The following is a 23,858-nucleotide window of genomic DNA, read 5'->3' as shown; positions in this document are numbered from 1 at the left end:
TGGTCGTGGGCGGTGGTCGGGGGTGGCACGAACGGCCTTGCGCGGCTCGATGGCGAAGACGAGCGGAGGGTACGGCGATGACCGGACGGGTACGACCGGCGCGGACCGGGCGGGTGACCAGGTGAAGCCGGCCTGGCGGGTGTCGGACGTACGACGGGCGGAGGCGGCCCTGATGGCGACCCTGCCACCGGGCACGTTGATGCAACGGGCCGCCGCCGGACTGGCCCGCCGCTGCGCGCTGCTCCTCGACGAGCGGGGCGGGGTGTACGGCGCCACCGTGCTGCTGCTGGTCGGCTCCGGCGACAACGGCGGGGACGCGCTCTACGCCGGCGCCCGGCTCGCCGAGCGGGGAGCGGCGGTGCGTGCCCTGCTGCTCGACCCGGACCGGGCACACCAGGGCGGACTTGCCGCGTTGCGTGCCGCCGGTGGTCGTACCGTCGACAACCTGCCGGACCGGGCGGACCTCGTCCTGGACGGGATCGTCGGGATCGGGTCCAGCGGGGGGCTGCGCGAGCCGGCCGCCCGCCTGGTCGGCCGCCTCGCCGGGCTGCGCGGGCGGGCCGGGCGGCGGGCGGTGGTGGTCGCGGTGGACGTACCCAGCGGAGTCGAGGTGGACACCGGGCACGTGGCGCCCTCGAACGACGGCAGCGGCGCGGTGACCGCCGACGTGACCGTCGCGTTCGGCGCGTGGAAACCGGCGCTCGTGGTGGGGCCGGCGGCGGTTCGGGCCGGGCAGGTCGAGCTTGTCGACATCGGTCTGGAGCCGTGGCTGCGGGGCAGCCCGGCGCTGCACGTCACCGAGTGGGCGGACGTGCTCGACTGGTGGCCGTGGTCCGGTCCGGAGTCGGAGAAGTACAGCCGGGGCGTGGTCGGGGTGGCGACCGGTTCGGCCATGTACCCGGGCGCGGCGGTGCTCTCCGTCGGCGGGGCGCTGGCCGGGCCCACCGGCCTGGTCCGTTACGCCGGCAGCGCCCGGGAGGAGGTGCTGCGTGAGCATCCCTCGGTGATCGCCACCGGACGGGTGGCCGACGCCGGCCGGGTGCAGGCGTGGGTCTGCGGCTCCGGGCTCGGCACCGGGGAGTCGGCCGCAGCCGAGTTGCGCTGCGTACTCGCCGCGCCGGTGCCGGCGATCCTGGACGCCGACGCGTTGACCCTGCTGGTCGACGGGTCGATGGCGGAACGGCTGCGACAGCGGGACGCGCCGATCGTGATCACCCCGCACGATCGGGAGTTCGCCCGGCTCTGCGGGGAGACACCGGGCGAGGACCGGGTCGGCGCGGCGCTGCGGCTGGCCGCCTGGATGGACGCGGTGGTGCTGCTCAAGGGCGACCGTACGGTGGTCGCCACACCGGACGGCCGGGCGGTGGTCAACCCCACGGGTACGTCGGCACTCGCCACCGGCGGCACCGGTGACGTGCTCTCCGGTCTACTCGGATCGCTGCTCGCCGCAGGGCTGCCGGCGGACCGGGCCGCGATCGTGGCCGCGTACCTGCACGGGCTGGCCGGGCGGGAGGCGGCCCTGCGGGGGCCGGTCACCGCGCCCGACGTGGTCACCGCGCTGCGGGAGGTGGTCCCGCACTGAGCGGGACCCGGGGAGGCGTGGCGACCTGACCGGTGTCGCCGGCCGGTTGTCCGGTCCCCATCCTGATCCTCATCAGTAGTCTGGCCTCATGTGGCAGGCTGAACTGCGTGTCGATCTTGATGCGATCCGGGAGAACGTGTCCCGGCTGCGCGCCGGGACGGACGCCGAGTTGATGGCGGTGGTGAAGGGCGACGGGTACGGCCACGGCATGTTGCCGGCGGCGTACGCGGCGCTGGACGCCGGAGCCGACTGGCTTGGCGTCTGCACCCTGGACGAGGCGCTGACCCTGCGCCGGTCGGGGATCACCGCGCCGGTGCTGGCCTGGTTGCTTCCGCCCGGGGTGCCGTTGCACGAAGGGCTGGTGGCTGGTGTCGACCTCGGTGCGGCCAGCCTGGACCAGCTCGGCGAGATGATCACCGCGAGCCGGTTCGCCGGGCGCCCGGCCCGGGTCCACGTCAAGATCGACACGGGCCTCTCCCGAGGTGGCGCGACCATCGACGACTGGCCTGCGCTGGTCGAGGCGGCGGCCAAGGCCGAGGCCGACGGGTTGATCGAGGTCGTCGGGGTGTGGAGCCACTTCGTCCACGCCGACGCCCCCGGCCACCCCACGGTCGACCGGCAGCTCGCCGTCTTCCACGAGGCGCTCGCCCTCGCCGAGCGCGTCGGGATCCGGCCGCGCTACCGGCACCTGGCCAACTCGGCCGCCACCCTCACCCGCCGGGACACCCACTTCGACCTGGTCCGTCCCGGGGTCTCCGTCTACGGTCTCTCGCCGATCGCCGGTGAGCAGTACGGCCTCCGGCCGGCGATGACCGCCCGCGCCCGGGTGATGCTGACCAAGCGGGTGCCGGCCGGCACCGGCGTCTCGTACGGCCACACCTACGTCACCGAGCGCGAGACCACCCTGGCCGTGGTGCCGCTCGGTTACGCCGACGGAGTGCCCCGGCACGCCTCCAACGCCGGTCCGGTCCAGGTCGCCGGGCGGGTCCGCCGGGTCGCCGGCCGGGTCTGCATGGACCAGTTCGTGCTCGACTGCGGCGACGACCCGGTGGCCGCCGGCGACGTGGTCACCCTCTTCGGCGACGGGAGCGACGGCGCACCCACCGCCGACGACTGGGCCGAGGCCGCCGACACGATCAACTACGAGATCGTGACCCGGTTCGGGGGCGTCCGGGTGCCCCGGGTCTACGACGGGGCGCCGGTTCCGGTCGCGCCGCCGTCCGCGACCCCGCTCGCCGGAGCCGCCGAGGCGGTGTCCGTGACGCCCGAGGTGTCCCGATGAGCCGAGCGGGTATCCGGGGCAGGCTGAGTCGGGGCGTACCCCGTTCCGGGCTGGCCAGGGCGGTCGGGATCGTCGGCGCGGCGGTCGGTGTCGCCGCGGCCGGGGTGGCCGCCGGACTGGCCGCCGAACGGGCCGTGGTACGCCGTGCGAAGGCGGTACCGGGCGACCCGTACGCGGAGGAGGATTTCGGGGAGTTGCCGTACGACAGCGCGTGCACCGTCGAGACGGCGGACGGCACCGACATCCACGTCGAACTGGTCGAGGTGACCGATCCGGACGCCCCGCCCCGGCCGACCGTGGTCTTCGTGCACGGCTTCTGCCTCGACATGGGCACCTTCCACTTCCAGCGCAAGGCCGTCGCCGAGCGCGGGGAGCATCGCCTGCTCTTCTACGACCAGCCCGGTCACGGCCGCTCCGGAAAACTCGAAACGGGCGAGTACGAGCTGCCAGCGCTCGGCGAGACGCTCCGCTCGGTCATCGACCAACTGGTGCCCGAGGGTCCGCTTGTGCTGGTAGGGCACTCGATGGGCGGTATGACCATCATGGCGTTCGCCGAGCGGTATCCGGAGATGTTCGACAGCAGGGTCGTCGGTACCGTGCTGATGGCCACCTCCGGTGGACTGCTGGAGGAGACGAAGATCGGTCTGCCGGCCATCATCGGGCGGCTCGGCACCCCGCTCCTGCCGCTGGTCAACAACGCCACCAAACTCACCGGCGGCATGATCGACCGGGCCCGGAAGGCCTCCGCCAACATGGCCTGGCTGCTCACCCGCCGGTACGGCTTCGGCACCTCGAACCCGAGCCCCGCACTGGTGTCGTACGTCGAGCGGATGAACGCCGGCACCTCGGCCGAGACCGTCGCCCGCTACCTGCGGACGCTCTACACCCACGCCCGTTACCCGGCCCTGATGGCGCTGAAGAACACGCCGACCCTGGTCATCGTCGGCGACCAGGACATGATCACTCCGGTGACCCACTCGGAGGAGATCCTGCGCCGGCTGCCCGACGCCGAGTACGTCAAGGTCCCCGACGGGGGCCACGTGGTGATGCTTGAGCACGCGGACGAGGTCAATGCGGCCCTGCTCGACTTTCTTGACAGACTGGCCCGATGAACGTGGTTGACCCGACCGTCCCGGCGGCCCCCGCCCCCCGGCCTGCCTCCGCCGCTCCGGACGCCCCTGTCTTTCCGGTCGTCGAACTTTCCACCGTGGAGGAGACCCGGGCCTTCGGGCGACGGCTCGCCACCCTGCTGCGCGCCGGTGACCTGCTGGTGCTCACCGGGCCGCTCGGCGCGGGGAAGACCGCGCTGACCCAGGGGATCGGTGCCGGCCTCGGCGTACTCGGCGACGTCACCTCACCCACCTTCGTGATCGCCCGGGTGCACCGCCCCGGGCCGGCGAGCGGCAAGCCGGCGCTGGTGCACGCCGACGCGTACCGCCTCGGCGACGCGGTCGACCCGCGGGCCGAGATCGACGACCTGGACCTGGACGCGTCGGTGGACGACGCCGTCACCGTGGTCGAGTGGGGCGAGGGTATGGTCGAGCAGTTGGTCGACGCGCACCTGCGGGTCCGGATCGACCGGCGGGACGACGACTCCCGGCTGGTCGAGCTGGTCCCGGTCGGTGGAGACTGGGTCGACCGCCTGGCCACCCTCACCTGAGCCCCCTCGCTGCCCCGCCTCCCGCCGCCGCTCCCCGCCGGCCGGGTTAACCGGCCGGGGTTAACAAGGGGCCCTTCCTCTACCGAATGCGATAACAAGGGGCCCTTCCTTACTCGCGTGCTGTCGTAGGGGACTTCTAGAGTGCGGGCGAGCGTTTGACCGATCCGGAAGGTTTTCGATGACCCTCGATCTGCCCGCCCTCCTCCCGTCGGAGTGGCGCACGGTGCTGGAGCCGCACCTGGACCCGGCCCGCACCGCCGAACTGGCCAAGTTCGTGGCCGACGAATACGCCACCCAGACCGTCTTCCCGCCGGTCGAGGACCTCTTCTCGGCCTACCGGCTCTGCGCGCCGCAGGACTGTCGGGTGCTGATCCTGGGGCAGGACCCGTACCACAAGGCGGGCCAGGCCCACGGGCTGAGCTTCAGCGTCCGCGAGCGGGTGTCGGTCCCGCCGTCGTTGCGCAACGTCTTCAAGGAACTGGCCGAGGACCTGAGCGTGCCGGCGCCGCGCGGCGGCAACCTCTCCGGCTGGGCGGCCCAGGGGGTGCTGCTGCTCAACGCCGTACTCACGGTCCGGCAGGCCACCCCGGGTTCGCACGCGAACAGGGGCTGGGAGGAGTTCACCGACGCCACCATCCGGGCGCTGGACGCCCGCTCGGAGCGGGTGGTCTTCCTGCTCTGGGGTGGTTACGCGCGCAAGAAGCGGGCGCTGGTGACGAACCCGGCGCACGTGGTGCTGGAGGCGGGTCACCCCAGCCCGATGAACCCGCGCGGGTTCCTCGGCAGCCGTCCGTTCAGTGCGGCGAACAAGGCGCTCGCCGACGCTGGCCTGCCCACCATCGACTGGGAGCGGACGGCTGCCTGACCCTGGTCGGATCGGCGGTCGTGCACCGGCCGGGCCGTGACGGGCGGTGATCAGGGTCGGGCTAGGGTTCTGGGGTGCTCGTACTCGTGGTGGACTCGTCGACTCCGGCGGTGACCGCGGCGCTGGCGGAGGTGACGACCCACGGGGTCGTGCTCCGCGCCGAGCGTCGCACGGTCGATGCCCGTGCCCACGGTGAACTGCTCGCCCCGCAGATCGAAGCGGTGCTGGCTGAGGCCGGTGCACGTCCGGCCGATCTGGCCGCGATCGTCGCCGGGCTCGGCCCCGGGCCCTTCACGGGCCTGCGGGTCGGCCTGGTGACCGCGGCGACCATGGGCCAGGTGCTCGCCATTCCGACCTACGGTGTCGGTTCCCTCGACGCGCTCGGTCGGGAGGCCGTGCTCGGTCGGGAGGCGGAACCGAGCCGGGAGCCCGGCACGGGTCGGCGGGTGCTGGTCGCCTCCGACGCTCGCCGTCGGGAGATCTACTGGGCGCTCTTCGACGCCTCGGGTGATCGGGTGGCCGGGCCGGCCGTCGACGCGCCAGCGGCGGTGGCCGGGCGGATGGCCGAGTGGGGCGCGACGCTCGCGGTGGGCGAGGGAGCCCAGCGGTACGCCGAGACGCTGGCCCTGCCGGTGCTGCCCGAGCCGACGTACCCGTCGCCGTACGCGCTGGCCGAACTCGCCGCCGAGCGGATCCGCGCCGGTGCGCCGGGCGAGTCACTGGTCCCGCTCTACCTGCGGCGCCCGGACGCGGTGGCGGCGACCGTGCACAAGTCGGTGCTGCCGTGATCCTGACCCGGTTCCGCTGGTGGCACATTGACGACGTGCTGGCGATCGAGGCCGACCTGTTCGGTCCCGAGCAGTGGTCACCGGGCATGTTCTGGAGTGAGCTGGCGAACGGGCACCACTACCTGGTGGCGCTGGACGACGAAGGCGTGTTGATCGGTTACGCCGGGCTGGCGGTGACGCCGGACGAGTCCTGGGTGCAGAACATCGCGGTCCGCCGGGACGCCCAGCGCGGCGGTGTCGGCCGGGCGCTGCTGGAGGCGCTGCTCGCCGAGGCGGGCCGGCGCGGCGTACGCAAGACCCTGCTGGAGGTGGCGGTGGACAACGCCGGTGCCCAGAAGCTCTACGCGGCGTACGGCTTCGAGCCGGTCGGCATCCGCCGTGGCTACTACCAACCGAGCAACACCGACGCGCTGGTGATGATGCGAGATGGCTGACGAACCGCTGATCCTGGGGATCGAGACCTCCTGCGACGAGACCGGGGTCGGGATCGTACGCGGCCACACCCTGCTCGCCGACGCGCTGGCGTCCAGTGTCGACCAGCATGCCCGGTTCGGTGGGGTGGTGCCGGAGGTGGCCAGCAGGGCGCACCTGGAGGCGATGGTGCCGACGATGCAGCGGGCCCTGGACGACGCGGGCGTGACCCTGGCCGACATCGACGCGATCGCGGTCACCGCCGGCCCGGGGCTGGCCGGGGCGCTGTTGGTGGGGGTGGCCGCGGCGAAGGGCTACGCGGTCGCCGCGGACAAGCCGGTGTACGGGGTGAACCACCTCGCCGCCCATGTCGCGGTCGACACCCTGGAGCACGGCCCGTTGCCGGAGCCGGCCATCGCCATGCTGGTCTCCGGTGGCCACTCGTCGTTGTTGCTGGTGGACGACCTGGCGACCGGGGTCACCCCGCTCGGGGCGACGATCGACGACGCCGCCGGCGAGGCGTTCGACAAGGTGGCCCGGTTGCTCGGCCTGCCGTTCCCCGGCGGACCGCCGATCGACCGGGAGGCGCGGGCCGGCGACGCCTCGGCGATCCCCTTCCCGCGTGGACTGACCGCGCCGAAGGACCTGGCCGCGCATCGGTTCGACTTCTCCTTCTCCGGTCTCAAGACGGCGGTCGCCCGTTGGGTGGAGGCCCGTCAGCGGGCGGGCGAGCCGGTGCCGGTCGCCGACGTGGCCGCCTCGTTCCAGGAGGCGGTCTGTGACGTGCTGACCGCCAAGGCGATCGACGCCTGCCGCAGCCGGGGTATCGAGACGTTGGTGATCGGCGGCGGGGTGGCGGCCAACTCGCGGCTGCGGGTGCTGGCCGAGGAGCGCGCCGCGAAGTACGGCATCAGGGTGCGGGTGCCCCGACCCAAGCTCTGTACGGACAACGGCGCGATGGTGGCGGCTCTCGGTTCACATCTGGTGGCTGCCGGGGTCGCGCCGAGCCGGCTGGACCTTCCCGCCGACTCGGCTCTGCCACTGACCGTGGTGAGCGTGTAGTCGATCGTCGGGCGGGTCGTCAACGGTGGTGGGCGTGTAGTCGATCGTCGGGCGGGTCGTCGACGGTGGTGGGCGTGTAGTCTGCCGGCGGCATCGCAGCCGTTCGATCGGATCGTCGCCCGGTTGGGCTCGCGGCGGCACGCCGGGAAAGAGGGAACGGAGATGGCGGACGTGATCGTGCGGATGTGGGAGGCGCGGGCGGAGCCCGCCGGATTCGCCGACCTGATCGCCTGGGTCACCGAGGACGCACTGCCCGAGTTCGATCATCATCCGCTACACATGTCGAGTGAGGTCTTCTCCTCCACCGACCACCGGCTCGTGGTGATCTCCAAGTGGCGGGGAAGCCCGCTGGATCTGCCCGAGCCGCCTGCCCGGCTGGTGGCACGTCCACCGCACGTGTGGGATTTCGCTCAGGTCGACCGCTGACCCGAACTCTCCGCCCAACCCGTACCCGTCCCTGTTTTGCCTGGTCAGCGGGCTTTTGTGGGCGTGTTGTCGGTGCCTCCGGACGGCTCAGGTGATCTTGTCGCGGCGCTGTCACCGAGCGGAATCTTGACGCCGGGGGCGGCTGATGGGCAACAATGGATGGCAAGGAGGGGAGTATTCCCCGACGATGGTGTCGTCAGCACGGCGGACGTCCGACCCAGTCGGGCCGAAACCCGGCGCCATCGGTCACCCCATGGGGCTAAGCTCCCGCGGCTCGGTGGCGGAAAAGACCTCCGACAGTCACCAGAGTCGACATCACCAACCGTTCCTGCCCCAGAATCGGGTCGGGTCAGCCGGTGATGTCCCGTGTCTGCCGGAGGATTTAGATGGACGTTTCCGCCCTGACCTGGATCATCACGCTCGTCGTGCTGGTCGGTGTGCTCCTGCTCGACCTGTTGATCATTGGTCGGCGGCCACACGAGCCGAGCATTCGGGAGTCGAGCCTCTGGGTCGGCTTCTACGTCGTACTCGCCCTGCTGTTCGGGTTGGGGGTCTGGGCCACCTCGGGCGGGAGGTTCGCCGGTGAGTTCTACATCGGCTGGTTGACCGAGTACAGCCTCTCGATCGACAACCTCTTCGTGTTTGTCGTGATCATGGGACGGTTCGCCGTACCCCGGCAGTACCAGCAGACCGTACTGCTGATCGGCATCGTGCTCGCCCTGGTCATGCGAGGCGGGTTCATCGCCGCCGGCTCGGCGCTGGTCTCGCAGTTCTCCTGGGTCTTCTACATCTTCGGCGCCTTCCTGGTCTACACCGCGATCAGCTTCCTCAGGCAGGGGGAGATGGACGCGGCGGACGTCAAGGAGAACGCGCTGGTCCGGTGGAGTCAGCGGCACCTGCCGCTGTCGAACTCGTTCAACGGCACCAAGCTGACCGTGATGAGCGAGACCGGTCGCCGGCTCTTCACCCCGATGCTGCTCGTACTGATCGCGATCGGCACGACCGACCTGATCTTCGCGCTCGACTCCATTCCGGCGATCTTCGGCGTGACCAAGGAGCCGTACCTGGTCTTCACCGCCAACGTCTTCGCCCTGATGGGGCTGCGGCAGCTCTACTTCCTGCTCGGCGGGCTGCTCGACCGGCTGGTCTACCTGAACGTCGGGCTGGCGGTCGTCCTCGGCTTCATCGGGGTCAAGCTGGTGCTGGAGGCGCTCGCCGACAACAGCCTGCCGTTCATCAACGGCGGCGAGCACGTGGGCTGGGCACCGCACATCCCGATCTGGCTCTCCCTCACCGTCATCCTCGGTTCGCTGATCATCGCCACCGTGGCGAGCCTGCTCAAAGCATCGAAGGACCGCCGCAAGGAGTTGGCCGACGTCGGCTCGCACTGACCGTCGGAAGGCGAGCGGGAGACCGTACGCCGTGTCGGGCCCGTCCGGGTGGTCATCCGTCCGGGCGGGCCCCCGCCGCGCACGGCACCACCGGTGGCTCGACAACGCGGGCGACGGCGACCAGGATTGACCCCGGTCGTTGGAACTGAACCACGGACGGGGAGTGGAAGATGTCGACGAGCGCTGCGGTCAACCCATTCGCATCCGCCAAGGCCGACCTGCACGAGGTGCTCGCCAACCTGCGTCAGGACCGTCCGGTGATGGAGATGGCACTGCCCACCGGTGCCACCGCGTGGCTGGTCACCCGCTACGAGGACGCACAGCGGGCGTTGACCGACCCCAAGCTCGGCAAGACCACCTCGGCCGGTGGATTCAGCTACCGGGACATGGTGCCGCCGGACGTGGCGAGCGCCGTCAGCCGACACATGCTCACGATCAACCCGCCCGACCACACCCGGATCCGTCGGCTGGTCTCCGGGGCGTTCACCGCGCGACGGGTGGCCGCGTTCCGGCCCCGCATCGAGGAACTGTCGGAACGACTGCTGGACGAGATGGAGGGCGGCGACCGGCTGGACCTGATCGACAGCTTCGCGTTCCCGCTGCCGATCCAGGTGCTCTGCGAACTGCTCGGCGTACCGAGCGAGGACCAGGCGAGCTTCCGGCGCTGGTCCGACGCGATCGTCACCGGCGGAGTGAACCCGGCCGGGCTGCCGCCCGCGTTGGTCGCGATCGTCGCGTACATCCGGGAATTGCTGGCGGCGAAGCGCGAGCACCCCGCCGACGACCTGCTCTCGGGCCTGATCGAGGTGCGTGACAACGACGACCGGCTCACCGACGACGAGCTGATCTCGATGGTCTACCTCTTCCTCATCGCCGGGCACGAGACCACGGTCAACCTCATCGGCAACGGGACCCTGCTGCTGTTGGCGCAACCGGAGCGGTGGGCCCGGGTGGTGGCCGAGCCGGAGCTGATCCCGAACGCCGTCGAGGAACTGCTGCGGTACGAGGGGCCGGTGCAGAGCAGCACCTTCCGTACCGCCCTGGCGCCGACCGAGATCGGCGGGCAGGTCATCCCGGAAGGCGCCTTCGTGCTGGTCTCGCTCCTGTCGGCGAACCGGGACGGCGACCGGTTCGCCGACGCGGACCAGCTCGACCTCGACCGGCCGGTGACCCCGAACCTGGCCTTCGGGCACGGCATCCACTACTGCCTCGGCGCGCCACTGGCCCGGTTGGAGGGACAGATCGCGTTCCGCGCCCTGACCCGCCGGTTCCCGAAGATGCGGCTGGCGGTGCCGGTCGCGGAGATCGCCTGGCGGCCGGGCATGCTGCTGCGTGGGCTGACCGCACTACCGGTGATTCCCGGCTGAGGCGGGGCCGTCGCGATGTGATCCGTGCCGCTGTGCGGCCCTGCGGCACAACCAACCGGGATCCCGATCACCTTGACTCTCGGAGTCCACAGGAGGGATCGCGGCGTGCAGGAAGAGCTGGAGCAGGAGTACGTCGAATTCGTCACCAGCCGGCTGGCCCGGATGCAGCGGATCGCGTACCTGCTCTGTGGCGACGCCCACCGTGCAGATGATCTTGTCCAGCAGACCTTCACCACGCTCTACGTGCAGTGGCGTCGCGTACGCGCGGTCGAGTACCCGGACGCGTACGTGCGGACCATGCTGGTGCGTGCGTTCCTCAGCGAACGGCGGCTAGTCTGGTCGACCCGGGTCGAGCTGACCGATTCGGTGCCGGAACGGATCTCGGCCGACGAACCGGCGATCGAGGATCGGGCCGTGCTGCGAGCCGCGTTGAGTCGGGTGCCGAAGCGGCAGCGAGCCGTCCTCGTCCTGCGTTTCCTCTGCGACCTGCCGGTCGACGAGGTGGCCGAACTGCTGGGTTGCTCGCCGGGCACGGTCAAGAGTCAGACCTCGCACGGGTTGGCCGCGCTGCGACGCCAACTCGGCGCGGAGACGCTCGCCGCCTGGCAACCGCGCGGTGTGAAAGGGGAGCGGGTAGTTGCGCCAGTCTGACGACGACACAGCCCGTCGGCTGCTGGAGATCCTGGCCGAGGAACCGCCGCCGCCATCCCGGGTGAACATCGCCGCCCTGGTACGGGTCGGCCGCCGCCGGGCCCGAGCACGCCGGTTGATCGGCCTCGGTGGGGCGGTGGGGGTGACGGTGGCCGCACTCGCCGTCGTACCGGTGCTGGTGGACGTGGCGACCCGCGAACGGCTGGCGCCGGCGGACGAGCCCGTCGCGCAGGCGTCCGCGCAGCCGGACCCCGTCGCGCCGACGAGTTGTCAGCCGGCCCCCCTTCCGGTCCCGGCCGACACGTTCAGCAGTCAGGTCCTCGGCGGTGACCCGAGCGGTCGCTACCTGGTGGGTACCGCCACCGGCGGCAACCAGCGGACCTCGGTGCTGCGCTGGGACGACGGTCGGTTGCAGGTGCTCGACATACCGGTGACCGATCCGACCCACCTGGCGGTCAACTCGCGTGGGGACGTGGCCGGGGACGGCTACTTCCCCAAGAAGCTGGGCGGTCAGGCGGGCGCGTGGACCTATCGGGACAGCAGATTCGCCGAACTTCCCACCGTCTCCGGGCCGCCGGTCGCGGTCGTGGGCATCAACGAGCGGGGCGACGTCCTCGGCACGATCAGGGGCGCGGCGCCGCTGGTCATGGTGAGCCCGGAGTCGAAGCAGGGTCCGGTCAGTCCCACCACTGACGTACCGAACGTCCCGGAGGTGCCCGACGCGACGGGTCGGACGAAGCTGATCCAACCGGTGGTCTGGCCGGGTGACCAGCCCGACGCCGTACGGTCGTTGCCGCTCCCGGAGAGCCTGATGGTCGTGAACGTACAGGCGGTCGACGACAGTGGCACGGTCATCGGCACGGGCAGATCGTTCTCGGGTTCCCCGGCCGGTGCCTCGGGGACGCTCGCGATGCGTGGCCTGATCTGGGCGCCGGACGGGTCGGTACGGGAACTGGCGGCTCCGTCCGGACACGGCCCCGACACCGTGGCCCGTTCCATCCGGGGTGACTGGGTGGTCGGGTCGTACCAGAGCCCGGCCGAGCCTACGGTGGGCGCCCGCTGGGACCTGCGTACCGGAGAGGTCAGGCCGATGGCGCTGAAGTACATGACCGCGGTCAACCGTGCTGGTTGGGCGGCCGGGTACGTACTGGACGAGCGGGAACGACAGGCCCCGGCGGTCGCTTTCGACCAGCGGATCATGGTGCTGCCGATCCCGGCGAAGTTCGACCGGAACGAGGGGGAGCCGATCAGCGTCACGATCAGCGACGACGGCCGGCAGATCGGCAGTGTGCTCCGTACGAAGGGACGGTCGACGAGCGCCGCGTTCCGCTGGACCTGCACCTGAGGTTGCCAGGTAAGGAGGGGCCCCTTGTTAACGCTATGGGTTAACAAGGGGCCCCTCCTTACCTGGCCTACGTCGGTAGCCGATGTCACCGGCATCCCGCACCTGGGATAGATTCCCGGATGTGAGATACACCGAAGAGGCGGAAACCGTGCTCGGGTCGGTTGACGCGCGGCTCGCGTCACGGCTGGCCGAGCTGCGCGCGGAGCACGGTTGGTCGTTGGAGGAGTTGGCGAAACGCTCCGGGGTGAGTCGTTCGACCCTCTCCCGGGTCGAACGGGCCGAGATCAGCCCCACCGCCGTGCTGCTCGGCAAGCTCTGTACGGTCTACCGGCGGACCCTGTCCCGGCTGCTCAGCGAGGTGGAGTCGGACCCGATCGGTATGGTGCCGGTGCGGGCCCAGACGGTCTGGACCGACCCCGCCACCGGCTTCGTACGACGTTCGGTGTCACCGCCCGACGCCGGTCTCCGGGCCGAGCTGGTCGAGGCCGTGCTGCCGCCGGGAGCCGACATCGCGTACGACGCCCCCTCGGTGACCGGCCTGGAACAGCACCTCTGGCTCCTCGACGGCCGGTTACAGGTCACCGTGCGCGACGATGTGTACGACCTGGACCCAGGCGACTGCCTACGGTTCCGCCTCTGGGGCCCGTCCCGGTTCCACTGCCCAGGACCGGCGCCGGCCCGGTACGCACTGGTCCAGGTGCTGCCGTGAGCGGGGCGGCGACGTACGGGGTGGTGCCGGAGCACCCGACGTCGGTCGAGCGGCTCGACCCGGTGGGAGTCGACCGGCACCTGGCCGAACTCGCCGACGTGCTGCGTTCCTGTGTGGAAGGCGGCGCCAGCGTGGGGTTCCTGACGCCGTTCACCCCAGCCGAGGCGCACCGCTACTGGCAGGACGTACGCGACCTGCTCGGCGCGGGTGGGCGGGTGCTGCTCGTGGCCCGCCGCGACGGACGCGTCGTCGGTACCGCGCAGTTGGTGCTCGCGACGCCCGCGAACGGCGCCCACCGAGCCGAGGTGTGCAAGGTTCTGGTGCACCCGGACGCGCGGCGGGGCGGGGTCGGGCGTGCGCTGATGGACGCGATCGACACGGAGGCCCGACGGCACGGTCGCAGCCTGCTGCTGCTCGACACGGTCCGGGGGTCCGCGGGTGAGCGGCTCTACCGGGCGGTCGGTTACCAGGTGTCCGGCGTGATCCCCGGATACGCGCGCTCGACCGAGGGGACGCTGGAGGACACCACGGTCATGTTCAAGGCGCTGTCACCCACCCCGGTCCCCGGGTGACCGCCATGAAGACGAAGAGCAGGACCAGCGTCACCACCGCGACGGTGAAGAGGAGCAGCAGGTCGCGTCGGCCGTGGCTGGCGGCAGCGGTCGTCGGGTCCGAGGCCGGGGCCGGGGTCGCGGGCAGGTCATGGGTGACGGCGGCCAGATCGGCCAGCGTACGGGCGGCGTAGACGGCAGCGGCGCGCTCGGAGAACTCGTCCAGGTCCAACCGCCCTGCCGCGGTGTGCCGTTGCAGGGCGTCGAGCACCCGTTGCCGGTCATCGTCGGATGCCCGCATCTGCACGTCCACGCGAGACAGCGTACGCAAGAAAACCGCCCCGGGGCGATCAGCGGACAACGATCAGTCGGGGGCGTTCACGCTGCGGCGTCGAGCGGGTCGGCGAGCAACTGTCCGAAGGCGAGTTCGGCCGCCCCGATCAACACCGTGTCCTCGCCCAACTGCGGTGTACGCAACCGGACGTGGTCGCGAATGGCGGGCAGGGCCACCGCGTTGATCCGGCTGCGTACCCGGGTCGCCGCGGCGAGGTAGATGTCCCGCAGCGGTCCGCCGAAGATCACCACGTCCGGGTTGAAGATGTTGACCAGGTTCGCCACACCGAAGCCGAGCCAGTCGCCGACCTGTCGTACCGCGGTTTGCGCGGTCGCGTCCCCGTACGCCGCCGCCTCGACCACCGCTCGGGCCGCGCCCGGCGCGGTTACCCTGTTCCGGCCAGCGGCCTGGAGCAGAGCGTGCTCACCGATCTCGGTCTCCCAGCAGCCGTGCGAACCGCATCCGCACAGATGTCCGCCCCGGTTCACCACCATGTGGCCGACCTCGCCGCCGTAGCCGCCGTGTCCGGTCAGCCGCCGGCCGCCGACGATGATGCCGGCGTCGACCCCGACGTCGTGGTGCAGGTAGATGACGTTCTCCAGGCCGGCCGCCGCGCCCCGGGTGTGCTCGGCCAGTGCGCTCACGTCGGCCGCCCGGTTCACCAGCACCGGCCGGTTCGAGTCCAGGTCGGTGGCGAGCGCCGGGGCGAGCGACCCGTCGACCCAGCCCTGCGGCGGATGTACGTGCACCGCGCCGTTGTCGCCCCGCATCATGCCGCAGACCGCCACGCCCGCTCCGACGTAGACCGAGCCCTCCGGCACCGTCTGGTGCATCTCCTTGACGAAACCCGCCAGCACCGGCACCGACTCCTCGGCGGGCAGACCCGGTGTACGGACCAACTCCCGCCGGTCGAGCACGACCCCGCCGAGGCCGACGCGGGCAGCCCGCAACGTGTCCACCTCGATGCTGCACGCGTACGCATAGACCCGGGCGGACTCGGGCCGGACGACCAGGGATGGTCGCCCGGCCCGGCCGGTCTCCCGAGGGGCGCGTTCGCTGACCAGGCCGGCGGCGGTCAACTCGGCGGTCAGCGCGCCGATCGTGCTGCGGTTGAGCCCCAGCGAGGTGGTGAGTTCCGCCCGCGAGGTCGCGCCGTGGACGTGCACGTAGCGGAGCAGTGCGCCGAGGTTCTGACGGCGTACTTCCTCCTGGCTCGGCGCGGCGCGCATCGGGGTGTCACATCACTTTCGCGTGGTGTCATCGATTACCAGTGGCGGCGGCCCGGCGGCGGCTGAATGCGTCCACACCGGCGGCAGCGAGCAGCACCACACCGGTGAAGACGTACTTCGAGCCGGAGTCGACGTTCAGCAGTCCCATGCCATTGTCGATCACGGCGATGACAGCACCGCCGAGCACCGCGTCGAGCACCCGGCCCTTGCCACCGAAGAGGCTGGTGCCGCCGATCACGGCGGCGCCGACGGCGTAGAGCAGCACATTGCTGCCGCCGGTGTTGGCGTCGACCGAGTTGGCCCGGCTCACCGCGACGATGCCGCCGATGGAGGCCATCGCGGAGCAGATCACGAAGACCGAGATGCGGATCCGGTCGACGTTGATGCCGGCCCGGCGCGCGGCCTCCCTGTTGCCACCGACCGCGTAGACGTGCCGTCCGTACGCGGTCCGCTGCAGGACGAAGGTCCAGACGACCAGCAGCACCACGATGATCGGCACCACGATCGGCACGCCGCGCAGCGACGAGATCAGGGTGTTGATGCTGCGTTCAAGGTTGAGGATGTAGACCATCACGCCGACGATCACGGCCAGGGCGCCGATCCGGAACAGCACCACCGGGAACGGGTCGGCGACCAGGCCGCGCGCCGAGCGGCTGTAGTAGCGGCGCAGTTGCACCACGGCGTAGGTGCCGACACCGACGACGGCGAGCAGCCAGCCGAGCCACGGCGGCAGGTTGCGGTTGGCGATCGCCACCAGCACGTCGTCGCGGACGGAGATGTTGGTGCCGCCCTTGATCAGGATCAGCACCAGCCCCTGGAACCCGAGGAAGGCGGCGAGTGTGACCACAAAGGACGGGATGCCGACCTTCGCGACCAGGATGCCGAGCACCAGTCCGATCACCAGCCCGGTGCCGATCGAGGCGAGCACCGAGGCGTACCAGGGCCAGCCGTGCAGGGTGGTGAGCACGGCGAGCACGGCGGCGCAGACACCGCTGGCGAAACCGGCGGAGAGGTCGATCTCACCGAGCAGGAGGACGAAGACGAGACCCATCGCGATCAACGTGATCGCGGCGCCCTGGGTGAAGAGGTTCGCGAAGTTGCCGGCCGAGAGGAAGCTGCTCCGCAGGGACGAGAAGATGACGCAGAGCACGACCAGCCCGAGTACGGCCGGCAGCGCGCCGATGTCGCCACCGCGGACCCGAGCGACGTAGTCACGGACGTGTTCCCCGACCGTGCGGGTCGGTACGGGCACCGGCTCCTTGCGCACCGCTTTCGTGGTGGAGGTGCTCATTGCTCGGCTCCAGGGGTGATGAGTTCCGGGTGACCGGCGCCGTTGTCGCCGTTCTCGGTGCGCAGTCCGAGTTCACCGCTGCGTCCGGCGGTGATCAGCTCGACGATCTGCGAGTGGGTGATGTCGGTCGTCTTGACCTGGGCCACCATGCGGCCGAGGTAGAGGGCGGCGACCCTGTCGGAGACCGCGAAGACGTCGTTCATGTTGTGTGAGATGAGGACGACGGCGAGGCCGTTGTCGGCCAGGCGGCGGACCAGTTCGAGCACCTGGGCGGTCTGCGCCACGCCGAGTGCCGCGGTCGGCTCGTCCAGGATGACCAGCTTGCTGTTCCAGAGCACGGCCTTGGCGATGGCGACCGTCTGGCGTTGCCCGCCGGAGAGGCTGGCGACCAGTTGGCGCAGCGACTTCACGGTCCGTACGGAGAGCCCGGCGAGGGTTTCGGCGGCCATCTGCTCCATGCCCGCCTCGTCGAGCACCAGGCCGGCTTTCTTCTCCCGGCCGAGGAACATGTTCTGCACGATGTCGAGGTTGTCGCAGAGCGCGAGGTCCTGGTAGACGACCTCGATGCCGAGCGCGGCGGCGTCCCGTGGACTGCCCACGGTCACCGGCTTGCCCTCGAAGAGGAAATCCCCGCCGTCGATGGGGTAGATGCCGCTGATGCACTTGACGAGCGTTGACTTGCCGGCGCCGTTGTCGCCGACCAGTGCGGTCACCTCGCCCTGATGGGCGGCGAAGGCGACGTCGCGGAGGACCTGCACTGGACCGAAGTTCTTGTCGATCCCACGCAGTTCCAACAGGGGTGTCGCGGACACGGTGGTCTCCTTTACACGGGTGTCCGATCGCGGGGTCGCCGTTCGCGGGATGTTCCGTTCGCGGGGCTCCGGTCGCGGGAGTCCGATCTCGGGCTCCACGGGCCGATCGTGGACGGTTGTGCCTCGGCGGCACCGTGCACGGTCGATTGTGGATGCCTGGTGGGGTGCCGTTGGTGACATGGTGGGCGACGTGGCTCACCGTGGTCACCGATCGGGAGCGCCGGTGTGCCCGTCCGTCGAGGAGTCGACAGACGGGCACACCGGACCCGACCGGTTCAGCCCCAGGTCAGCTGATGCCGGCTGCGGTGCAGGCCGCGGCGAGCGCGGCGGTGCACACCTGCTCCTTGGTCACGAAGCCGTCGGCGATGACGTCCTTGACGTTGGACTTGTCGATGGCCTTCGGGGTCAGCAGCACGGACGGGACCTCACGGCCACCCTCCGGGTCCTTGACGGTCTGGCCGACGTCCTTGCGCTCGCCCTTGGCCAACGCGATCGCCAGCTCGGCACCGGCCTGCGCCTCCTGCTTGATCGCCTTGTAGACGGTCATGCACTGGTCGCCGGCGAGGATGTTCTGCAGACCCTGGACGGTCGCGTCCTGGCCGGTCACCGGCACCTTGCCGTTGAGGTTGTTCTTCTTCAGGATGGAGACGACCGCGTTGCCGAGACCGTCGTTGGCGGCCAGCACACCGTCGATCTTGCCGCCCTGGGAGGTCAGCATCTGCTCGAAGATGGTGCCCGCCTGGGTGTTGTCCCAGCCCGGAACGGACTGGTCCGGACCCTTGGTGTACTCCTTGGCGTCGTACTTCGGCTGGAGCACCGAGTCGTAGCCGTTCTTGAACAGGGTGGCGTTGTTGTCGGTCGGCGAGCCGTTGAGCTCGGCCACCACCGGGTTCTTGGCGCCCTTCTCGGTCAGGCACTTGACCAGGCCCTCGCCCTGCAGCTTGCCCACCGCGACGTTGTCGAAGCTGACGTAGTACTGGGCCGAGCCGCCGAGGGTGAGCCGGTCGTAGTCGATGGTGGCGACGCCCTGGGACTTCGCCTTGTCGAGGACCGCCTTGCCGGTGCCGGAGTCCAGGTTGACGATCATCAGCGCGGTGGCGCCGCCGGTCATCATCTGGTCGGCGATGGTCTGGAACTGGGTCTTGTCGCCCTGTGCGTTCTGGATGACGTAATCGACGCCAGCGGCCTTGAATGCCTCTTCCAGGAACTTGCGGTCCGCGGTCTCCCAGCGGTCCGAGGAGGCGCTGTCCGGCAGGATCACGCCGATCTTGGGAGTCTTGGCGCCGCTGCCGGCGTCGTCGGAGCTGTCGCCGCAGGCGGTCAGCGCGCCGGTGGCGAGCAGGCCCACGGCGGCGATGGTGAGGATCCCTTTGCGCATTGCACGGGTCCTTTCGGGGGTGGGTTAGGTCCGCTTGACTTCGTTGCGTGGCGCGGTGGGTGGGGAAGGTGCGGTCCGCCGCCACTGCAGGTTCAGAGTGGCTGTACTTACCTTTGTTGTGTCCGGCAACGTATTGCGCCTGGGAGCGAGGCACAAGGGTGCCGAGGCCATCAGTTTTGTTGCCCGCCATAACAATTCAGCAACGTGGGGGATACGTGCGCGTCATGGCGACGACGGTCCGCCGGTACGCCCCATTTGCGGTTTGCTCCACGCACCTGCCCGACCGATTCCCGAGCCGATTGGAGGGACCGGACCTCGGGCACCTCGGGCCGGAAGCCAGCGGCCTGGGACCGTACGTCAACCGGCGGCGATCGGCGCGGTGATCGCCGCGGTCAGGCGGATCAGGTCCGCCGGCGCGAGCTGGAGTTGCAGACCTCGGCGACCGGCGGAGACGTACACAGTGGAGTGCTGCTCCGCCGACGAATCGACCACGGTGGGCAACCGCTTCCGTTGGCCCAGCGGACTGATGCCGCCCCGGACGTAACCGGTGGTCCGCTCGGCCAGAGTCCGGTCGGCCATCACCGCCCGCTTGCCGCCGACCGCCGCCGCCAGCGCCTTCAGGTCCAGTTCGCCGGTGACCGGTACGACCGCCACGGTCAACGCTCCGTCGACCTCGGTCACCAGTGACTTGAAGACCCGCTCCGGCTCGACACCGAGCGCGGCGGCCACCTCCGCGCCGTAACGCGGCGAGTCCACCGGTACGTCGTACGGGTGGGTGCTGTGCACGACCTTCTGCTTGACCAGCAGTGCCGTCGCCGGCGTCCCCTGACCTGCCACGGCCGCGAACCCTACCCGGTCAACGGTGCCGGGCGGCAGACCAGCACGGTCGGCGCGCCGGCCACCCGGGTCAGTACCAGGCTCGCCGGCTCGGCACCGGAGAGCCGCAGATCCCGCCGGAGCCGTTCGGGATCGAGTGCCGAACCCCGTTTCAGGATCTCCACCCGTCCGACCCCACGTTCGCGCAGCAGGGTACGCAGCCGTTTGAGTGAGAACGGCAGCACGTCGCTGATCTCCAGACAGCGGGCGAACCGGGTCGGTACGGCTTGGTTGGCGTAGACGTACGCGATGGTCGGATCGGCCAACGTGCCACCGACCGTCGCGGCGAACTCGGCGACCAGGTGGGCCCGTACGACCGCGCCGTCCGGGTCGTAGACGTAGCGCCGTACCGGGCCGACCGGCGCCTCGACCGTGCCGCTCCCGGTCAACTGGTCGACCTCCGCGTCGCCGCTGTCCCGACTCCCACCGTCGCCGTCCCGCCCCCGGGCAGTGGGTTGGTAAGGGACCCTTCTACTACCGGAAGCGATAACAGGGGGCCCTTCCTTACCGCGAAGCAGGGTGGCGCGGCGGGGGACCTGTGCGAGTGCGCCGCACCAGAGGGTCGCCTCGACCAGGTCGTGGTCGACGCTGACCCATTCCGCCTCCGCACCGGGCGGGATCAGCCGGTGGTCCAGGCCGGGCCCGACCTTCACCACCGTGCGGGCGACCCGGTCGGCCAGGCCGACGACAAAGTCCCACGGTGGGGAGTAGGCGGCCGGGTCGAAGATCCGCCGGCCATCGGTCGCACGCCGGGCCGGGTCGCAGAAGACCGCGTCCACGCCGGTCAGATCGAACTGTTCGGCATCGCCGCAGACGACGGTGAACCGGTCGGCCAGGCCGGCGGCCTCGGCGTTCGCGGCGGCGAGCGCGGCGGTGGTCGGGTCGGCCTCGACGCCGTACACCCGGATGCCGGCCCGGGCGGCGGCGAGCGCGTCGGCGCCGAGGCCGCAACCGAGATCGGCCAGGGTGCGTACCCCGGCGGCCCGCAGCCGTCGCGCACGCCGGCCGGCGACCACCGACCTGGTGGCCTGTTCGAGCCCGGGGCGGGTGAAGAACATGCCGGTGGCGTCCGGACCGAACTTGTCGGCGGCGCGGCGGCGCAGTTCGGCCTGGGTGAGGGCGGCGGCGGCCAGCGTGCCGGGAATCCCCGCCGAACGCAGCGCGGCGGCGGCGACCAGTGGATCGCCGCCGGCGAGTTCGGCCGCCGAGGCGAGCGCGGATACCCCGACCGGAGTACGCAGCGCGGCGAGCTGGTCGACATCCATCGAGCCATTGTGAGGTAGTACACGTCTCGATGTGAGGCACCGCACGTCCCGCGCGTCGAGGCGGGCGGGTGGTGTCCTGATCGCCCTGGCGATGGTGGCCTGGTAAGGGGTTTCGTGGAACACGCGGGCGACCATGTTGGCACTCTCCTTGACGGAGTGCTAGCCACCGGCATAATCTGCCGTTAGCACTCTCGGACCGAGGGTGCCAGCTTCCGGGCTCCGGCCCGGCGGCTGAAACGCCAGGCGGACCGGCACCCGCGACGACGGAACCGCCCGGTGGCATGTGGCAGATTGACGCTGACCAGCCCGCTGGTCAGCATAGAAACCAGTACCCCAGGAGGGTATGCCCGTGACTACCGCGACCAAGGTTGCGATCAAGCCGCTCGAGGACCGGATCCTGGTCCAGGCGAACGAGGCTGAGACGACCACGGCGTCGGGCATCGTGATCCCCGACACCGCCAAGGAAAAGCCGCAGGAGGGCACCGTCCTCTCCGTCGGCCCGGGCCGCATCGACGACAAGGGCAACCGGATCCCGGTTGACGTCAAGGTCGGCGACACGGTCCTCTACTCGAAGTACGGCGGCACCGAGGTTAAGTACGCCGGCGAGGAGTACCTGGTGCTCTCCGCCCGCGACGTCCTCGCGGTCATCGAGAAGTAGTGATCTGACCGATCCAGTGATCACTGCCCCGGACCGGCATGCCGGGCCGGGGCAGTGCTGTGTGAAGGGACCCGAGTAAAACATGGCGAAGATTCTGAGCTTCTCGGATGACGCCCGGCACCTGCTGGAGCACGGTGTCAACACGCTCGCCGACACGGTCAAGGTCACCCTCGGCCCGCGCGGGCGCAACGTCGTTCTGGACAAGAAGTTCGGTGCCCCGACGATCACCAACGATGGTGTGACCATCGCCAAGGAGATCGAACTCACCAACCCGTACGAGAACCTTGGCGCGCAGCTGGTCAAGGAGGTGGCGACGAAGACCAACGATGTCGCCGGTGACGGGACCACCACCGCGACGGTGCTCGCCCAGGCGCTGGTCCGTGAGGGCCTGCGCAACGTGACCGCCGGGGCGAACCCGACCGGTCTCAAGCGGGGCATCGACGCGGCAGCGGCCAAGGTGTCCGAGGCCCTGCTGAAGAAGGCCGTCGAGGTCGGCAGCCGCGAGTCGATCGCGCACGTGGCGACCATCTCGGCGCAGGACGCGACCATCGGCGACCTGATCGCCGAGGCGATGGAGCGGGTCGGCCGCGACGGTGTCATCACCGTCGAGGAGGGCTCCACCCTCGCCACCGAGCTGGAGGTCACCGAGGGCCTGCAGTTCGACAAGGGCTTCATCTCGCCCAACTTCGTGACCGACGCTGAGTCGCAGGAAGCGGTCCTCGACGACCCGTACATCCTGATCACGACCCAGAAGATCTCCGCGATCGAAGAGCTGCTGCCGCTGCTGGAGAAGGTTCTCCAGACCAGCAAGCCGCTGCTGATCGTGGCCGAGGACGTGGAGGGCCAGGCCCTCTCGACCCTCGTGGTCAACTCGATCCGCAAGACGGTCAAGGTCTGCGCGGTCAAGGCCCCCGGCTTCGGGGACCGCCGCAAGGCGCTGCTGCAGGACATGGCCGTCATCACCGGTGCCGAGCTGGTCGCCCCCGAGTTGGGCTACAAGCTCGACGCGGTCGGCCTGGAGGTGCTCGGTAGCGCCCGTCGGGTCGTGGTCGACAAGGACAACACCACGGTCATCGACGGCAAGGGCCGTGACACCGAGGTGGCCGACCGGGTCGCCCAGATCCGCAAGGAGATCGAGGCTTCGGACTCCGAGTGGGACCGGGAGAAGCTGGCCGAGCGGCTGGCGAAGCTCTCCGGTGGCATCGCGGTGATCAAGGCCGGCGCGGCGACCGAGGTCGAGATGAAGGAGCGCAAGCACCGCATCGAAGACGCGATCGCCGCCACCAAGGCCGCCGTCGAAGAGGGCACTGTTCCGGGCGGCGGCGCCGCGCTGGTGCAGATCTCCTCGGTCCTCGACGACGACCTGGGCTTCACCGGTGACGAGAAGGTCGGTGTGTCGATCGTCCGCAAGGCGCTCGTCGAGCCGCTCCGCTGGATCGCGCAGAACGCCGGGCACGACGGTTACGTGGTCGTACAGAAGGTGGCGGGCAGCGCCTGGGGCACCGGCCTCAACGCCGCCACCGACGAGTACGTCGACCTGGCCAAGGCCGGCATCATCGACCCGGTGAAGGTGACCCGCAACGCGGTCCTCAACGCCGCGTCCATCGCCGGTCTGCTGCTCACCACCGAGAGCCTGGTCGTCGACAAGCCGGCCAAGGCGGAGGCTCCGGCCGCTGGTGGACACGGCCACGGCCACCAGCACGGTCCGGGCTTCTAGTTCGCCCGTACCACCGGTAGGACGGCACCACCCGCTTACGCGGTAGAACCAGGGTAGGTTCGCGTTCCTGGCCCCAACCGGCCATGTCGCGCGAATCTACCCTGGTTTGCGTCAGCCCCCGGGCGGCGCGGATCGCTCAGCGTCAGGTCCCCCTTGCCGTACGTGGCCAAGATGACGTTCTGCGAGTCTGGACCACCACCGCCCACTA

General features: G+C 70.5%; 23 protein-coding genes and 1 pseudogene. 17 read left to right on the top strand and 7 right to left on the bottom strand.

Features of this window, described 5'->3' with window-relative positions; translation table 11 throughout:
* The first annotated feature begins 121 nt into the window (after nt 1-121).
* From ACIBF5_RS05625 to ACIBF5_RS05555, 15 genes and pseudogenes are all read left to right on the top strand, one after another.
* Nucleotides 122-1,582, top strand: coding sequence for an NAD(P)H-hydrate dehydratase (locus ACIBF5_RS05625; protein ID WP_396808832.1), 1,461 nt, complete (start codon nt 122-124; stop codon nt 1,580-1,582).
* A gap of 88 nt (nt 1,583-1,670) precedes the next feature.
* Nucleotides 1,671-2,777, top strand: a pseudogene (gene alr / locus ACIBF5_RS05620) (alanine racemase); the annotation flags it as partial.
* Nucleotides 2,778-2,860: 83 nt separating this feature from the next.
* Nucleotides 2,861-3,976 (top strand): alpha/beta fold hydrolase, encoded by a 1,116-nt coding sequence (locus ACIBF5_RS05615; protein ID WP_396808461.1) that lies wholly within the window; start codon nt 2,861-2,863, stop codon nt 3,974-3,976.
* Entirely contained in the window at nt 3,973-4,524 is a 552-nt protein-coding gene (gene tsaE, locus ACIBF5_RS05610) for a tRNA (adenosine(37)-N6)-threonylcarbamoyltransferase complex ATPase subunit type 1 TsaE (protein WP_396808459.1), read from the top strand. Before ACIBF5_RS05615 ends, tsaE begins: the two co-directional genes overlap by 4 nt.
* 178 nt (nt 4,525-4,702) lie before the next feature.
* Nucleotides 4,703-5,389: a uracil-DNA glycosylase gene (gene ung, locus ACIBF5_RS05605; protein ID WP_396808457.1), complete on the top strand. Its 687-nt coding sequence runs from the start codon at nt 4,703-4,705 to the stop codon at nt 5,387-5,389.
* Nucleotides 5,390-5,463: 74 nt separating this feature from the next.
* On the top strand, nt 5,464-6,177 hold the full coding sequence (gene tsaB, locus ACIBF5_RS05600; RefSeq protein ID WP_396808455.1) for a tRNA (adenosine(37)-N6)-threonylcarbamoyltransferase complex dimerization subunit type 1 TsaB: 714 nt from the start codon (nt 5,464-5,466) through the stop codon (nt 6,175-6,177).
* Nucleotides 6,174-6,611, top strand: coding sequence for a ribosomal protein S18-alanine N-acetyltransferase (rimI, locus tag ACIBF5_RS05595; RefSeq protein ID WP_396808453.1), 438 nt, complete (start codon nt 6,174-6,176; stop codon nt 6,609-6,611). The genes tsaB and rimI overlap by 4 nt, the downstream gene beginning before the upstream one ends.
* On the top strand, nt 6,604-7,650 hold the full coding sequence (tsaD, locus tag ACIBF5_RS05590) for a tRNA (adenosine(37)-N6)-threonylcarbamoyltransferase complex transferase subunit TsaD (RefSeq protein ID WP_121158472.1): 1,047 nt from the start codon (nt 6,604-6,606) through the stop codon (nt 7,648-7,650). Before rimI ends, tsaD begins: the two co-directional genes overlap by 8 nt.
* Nucleotides 7,651-7,821: 171 nt before the next feature.
* Nucleotides 7,822-8,076, top strand: a complete 255-nt coding sequence (locus ACIBF5_RS05585) for a hypothetical protein (RefSeq protein WP_396808830.1) — start codon at nt 7,822-7,824, stop codon at nt 8,074-8,076.
* A 386-nt stretch (nt 8,077-8,462) separates the two neighbouring features.
* On the top strand, nt 8,463-9,467 hold the full coding sequence (locus ACIBF5_RS05580) for a TerC family protein (protein WP_396808451.1): 1,005 nt from the start codon (nt 8,463-8,465) through the stop codon (nt 9,465-9,467).
* A gap of 170 nt (nt 9,468-9,637) precedes the next feature.
* A complete protein-coding gene (locus ACIBF5_RS05575; RefSeq protein ID WP_396808449.1) occupies nt 9,638-10,834 on the top strand; it encodes a cytochrome P450 in 1,197 nt (398 codons plus the stop codon).
* A 105-nt stretch (nt 10,835-10,939) separates the two neighbouring features.
* Nucleotides 10,940-11,485, top strand: coding sequence for a SigE family RNA polymerase sigma factor (locus ACIBF5_RS05570; RefSeq protein ID WP_396808447.1), 546 nt, complete (start codon nt 10,940-10,942; stop codon nt 11,483-11,485).
* Nucleotides 11,472-12,830: a hypothetical protein gene (locus ACIBF5_RS05565; protein WP_396808445.1), complete on the top strand. Its 1,359-nt coding sequence runs from the start codon at nt 11,472-11,474 to the stop codon at nt 12,828-12,830. Before ACIBF5_RS05570 ends, ACIBF5_RS05565 begins: the two co-directional genes overlap by 14 nt.
* Nucleotides 12,831-12,951: 121 nt before the next feature.
* Nucleotides 12,952-13,539 (top strand): helix-turn-helix domain-containing protein, encoded by a 588-nt coding sequence (locus tag ACIBF5_RS05560; RefSeq protein WP_396808443.1) that lies wholly within the window; start codon nt 12,952-12,954, stop codon nt 13,537-13,539.
* Nucleotides 13,536-14,111: a GNAT family N-acetyltransferase gene (locus ACIBF5_RS05555; RefSeq protein ID WP_396808441.1), complete on the top strand. Its 576-nt coding sequence runs from the start codon at nt 13,536-13,538 to the stop codon at nt 14,109-14,111. Before ACIBF5_RS05560 ends, ACIBF5_RS05555 begins: the two co-directional genes overlap by 4 nt.
* Here ACIBF5_RS05555 and ACIBF5_RS05550 read toward each other — a convergent pair.
* The 7 genes from ACIBF5_RS05550 to ACIBF5_RS05520 all read right to left on the bottom strand — a co-directional run bounded on the left by ACIBF5_RS05550 (nt 14,077) and on the right by ACIBF5_RS05520 (nt 21,275).
* Nucleotides 14,077-14,403 carry a DUF1707 domain-containing protein gene (locus ACIBF5_RS05550; RefSeq protein ID WP_396808439.1) on the bottom strand — a complete coding sequence of 109 codons (327 nt, stop codon included), beginning with the start codon at nt 14,401-14,403 and terminating at the stop codon, nt 14,077-14,079. The two genes, ACIBF5_RS05555 and ACIBF5_RS05550, sit on opposite strands and share 35 nt — an antisense overlap.
* 65 nt (nt 14,404-14,468) lie before the next feature.
* Nucleotides 14,469-15,653: an ROK family protein gene (locus tag ACIBF5_RS05545; RefSeq protein ID WP_396808437.1), complete on the bottom strand. Its 1,185-nt coding sequence runs from the start codon at nt 15,651-15,653 to the stop codon at nt 14,469-14,471.
* A 28-nt stretch (nt 15,654-15,681) separates the two neighbouring features.
* On the bottom strand, nt 15,682-16,944 hold the full coding sequence (locus ACIBF5_RS05540; protein ID WP_396808435.1) for a sugar ABC transporter permease: 1,263 nt from the start codon (nt 16,942-16,944) through the stop codon (nt 15,682-15,684).
* Nucleotides 16,941-17,756: an ATP-binding cassette domain-containing protein gene (locus tag ACIBF5_RS05535; protein ID WP_396808433.1), complete on the bottom strand. Its 816-nt coding sequence runs from the start codon at nt 17,754-17,756 to the stop codon at nt 16,941-16,943. Before ACIBF5_RS05535 ends, ACIBF5_RS05540 begins: the two co-directional genes overlap by 4 nt.
* Nucleotides 17,757-18,042: 286 nt before the next feature.
* Complete coding sequence (locus tag ACIBF5_RS05530; protein ID WP_396808431.1) at nt 18,043-19,134, bottom strand: sugar ABC transporter substrate-binding protein; 1,092 nt, start codon at nt 19,132-19,134, stop codon at nt 18,043-18,045.
* Nucleotides 19,135-19,491: 357 nt separating this feature from the next.
* Nucleotides 19,492-19,971 (bottom strand): Cys-tRNA(Pro) deacylase, encoded by a 480-nt coding sequence (ybaK, locus tag ACIBF5_RS05525; protein ID WP_396808429.1) that lies wholly within the window; start codon nt 19,969-19,971, stop codon nt 19,492-19,494.
* A gap of 11 nt (nt 19,972-19,982) precedes the next feature.
* Nucleotides 19,983-21,275 (bottom strand): methyltransferase domain-containing protein, encoded by a 1,293-nt coding sequence (locus tag ACIBF5_RS05520; RefSeq protein ID WP_396808427.1) that lies wholly within the window; start codon nt 21,273-21,275, stop codon nt 19,983-19,985.
* Between the two features lie 343 nt (nt 21,276-21,618).
* On the opposite strand from ACIBF5_RS05520, the gene groES reads away from it, so the two are divergent.
* Together groES and groL are read left to right on the top strand one after the other, a co-directional pair.
* On the top strand, nt 21,619-21,933 hold the full coding sequence (gene groES, locus ACIBF5_RS05515) for a co-chaperone GroES (RefSeq protein ID WP_121158486.1): 315 nt from the start codon (nt 21,619-21,621) through the stop codon (nt 21,931-21,933).
* A gap of 82 nt (nt 21,934-22,015) precedes the next feature.
* Nucleotides 22,016-23,650: a chaperonin GroEL gene (groL, locus tag ACIBF5_RS05510; RefSeq protein ID WP_396808425.1), complete on the top strand. Its 1,635-nt coding sequence runs from the start codon at nt 22,016-22,018 to the stop codon at nt 23,648-23,650.
* Nucleotides 23,651-23,858 lie beyond the last annotated feature (208 nt).

The organism is Micromonospora sp. NPDC050417 (assembly GCF_044458865.1).
Taxonomy (GTDB): domain Bacteria; phylum Actinomycetota; class Actinomycetes; order Mycobacteriales; family Micromonosporaceae; genus Micromonospora_G.
Note: the sequence above shows the minus strand (reverse complement) of the source record. Positions and strands in the feature narration are given on the sequence as shown.

What these genes read in the sequence shown, in the direction of transcription:
- ACIBF5_RS05615 (WP_396808461.1), top strand. Translation starts at nt 2,861, where the DNA reads ATGAGCCGAGCGGGTATCCGGGGCAGGCTGAGTCGGGGCGTACCCCGT.
- tsaE (WP_396808459.1), top strand. Translation starts at nt 3,973, where the DNA reads ATGAACGTGGTTGACCCGACCGTCCCGGCGGCCCCCGCCCCCCGGCCT.
- ung (WP_396808457.1), top strand. Translation starts at nt 4,703, where the DNA reads ATGACCCTCGATCTGCCCGCCCTCCTCCCGTCGGAGTGGCGCACGGTG.
- tsaD (WP_121158472.1), top strand. Translation starts at nt 6,604, where the DNA reads ATGGCTGACGAACCGCTGATCCTGGGGATCGAGACCTCCTGCGACGAG.
- ACIBF5_RS05580 (WP_396808451.1), top strand. Translation starts at nt 8,463, where the DNA reads ATGGACGTTTCCGCCCTGACCTGGATCATCACGCTCGTCGTGCTGGTC.
- ACIBF5_RS05575 (WP_396808449.1), top strand. Translation starts at nt 9,638, where the DNA reads ATGTCGACGAGCGCTGCGGTCAACCCATTCGCATCCGCCAAGGCCGAC.
- ACIBF5_RS05545 (WP_396808437.1), bottom strand. Translation starts at nt 15,653, where the DNA reads ATGCGCGCCGCGCCGAGCCAGGAGGAAGTACGCCGTCAGAACCTCGGC.
- ACIBF5_RS05540 (WP_396808435.1), bottom strand. Translation starts at nt 16,944, where the DNA reads ATGAGCACCTCCACCACGAAAGCGGTGCGCAAGGAGCCGGTGCCCGTA.
- ACIBF5_RS05530 (WP_396808431.1), bottom strand. Translation starts at nt 19,134, where the DNA reads ATGCGCAAAGGGATCCTCACCATCGCCGCCGTGGGCCTGCTCGCCACC.
- ACIBF5_RS05520 (WP_396808427.1), bottom strand. Translation starts at nt 21,275, where the DNA reads ATGGATGTCGACCAGCTCGCCGCGCTGCGTACTCCGGTCGGGGTATCC.
- groES (WP_121158486.1), top strand. Translation starts at nt 21,619, where the DNA reads ATGCCCGTGACTACCGCGACCAAGGTTGCGATCAAGCCGCTCGAGGAC.
- groL (WP_396808425.1), top strand. Translation starts at nt 22,016, where the DNA reads ATGGCGAAGATTCTGAGCTTCTCGGATGACGCCCGGCACCTGCTGGAG.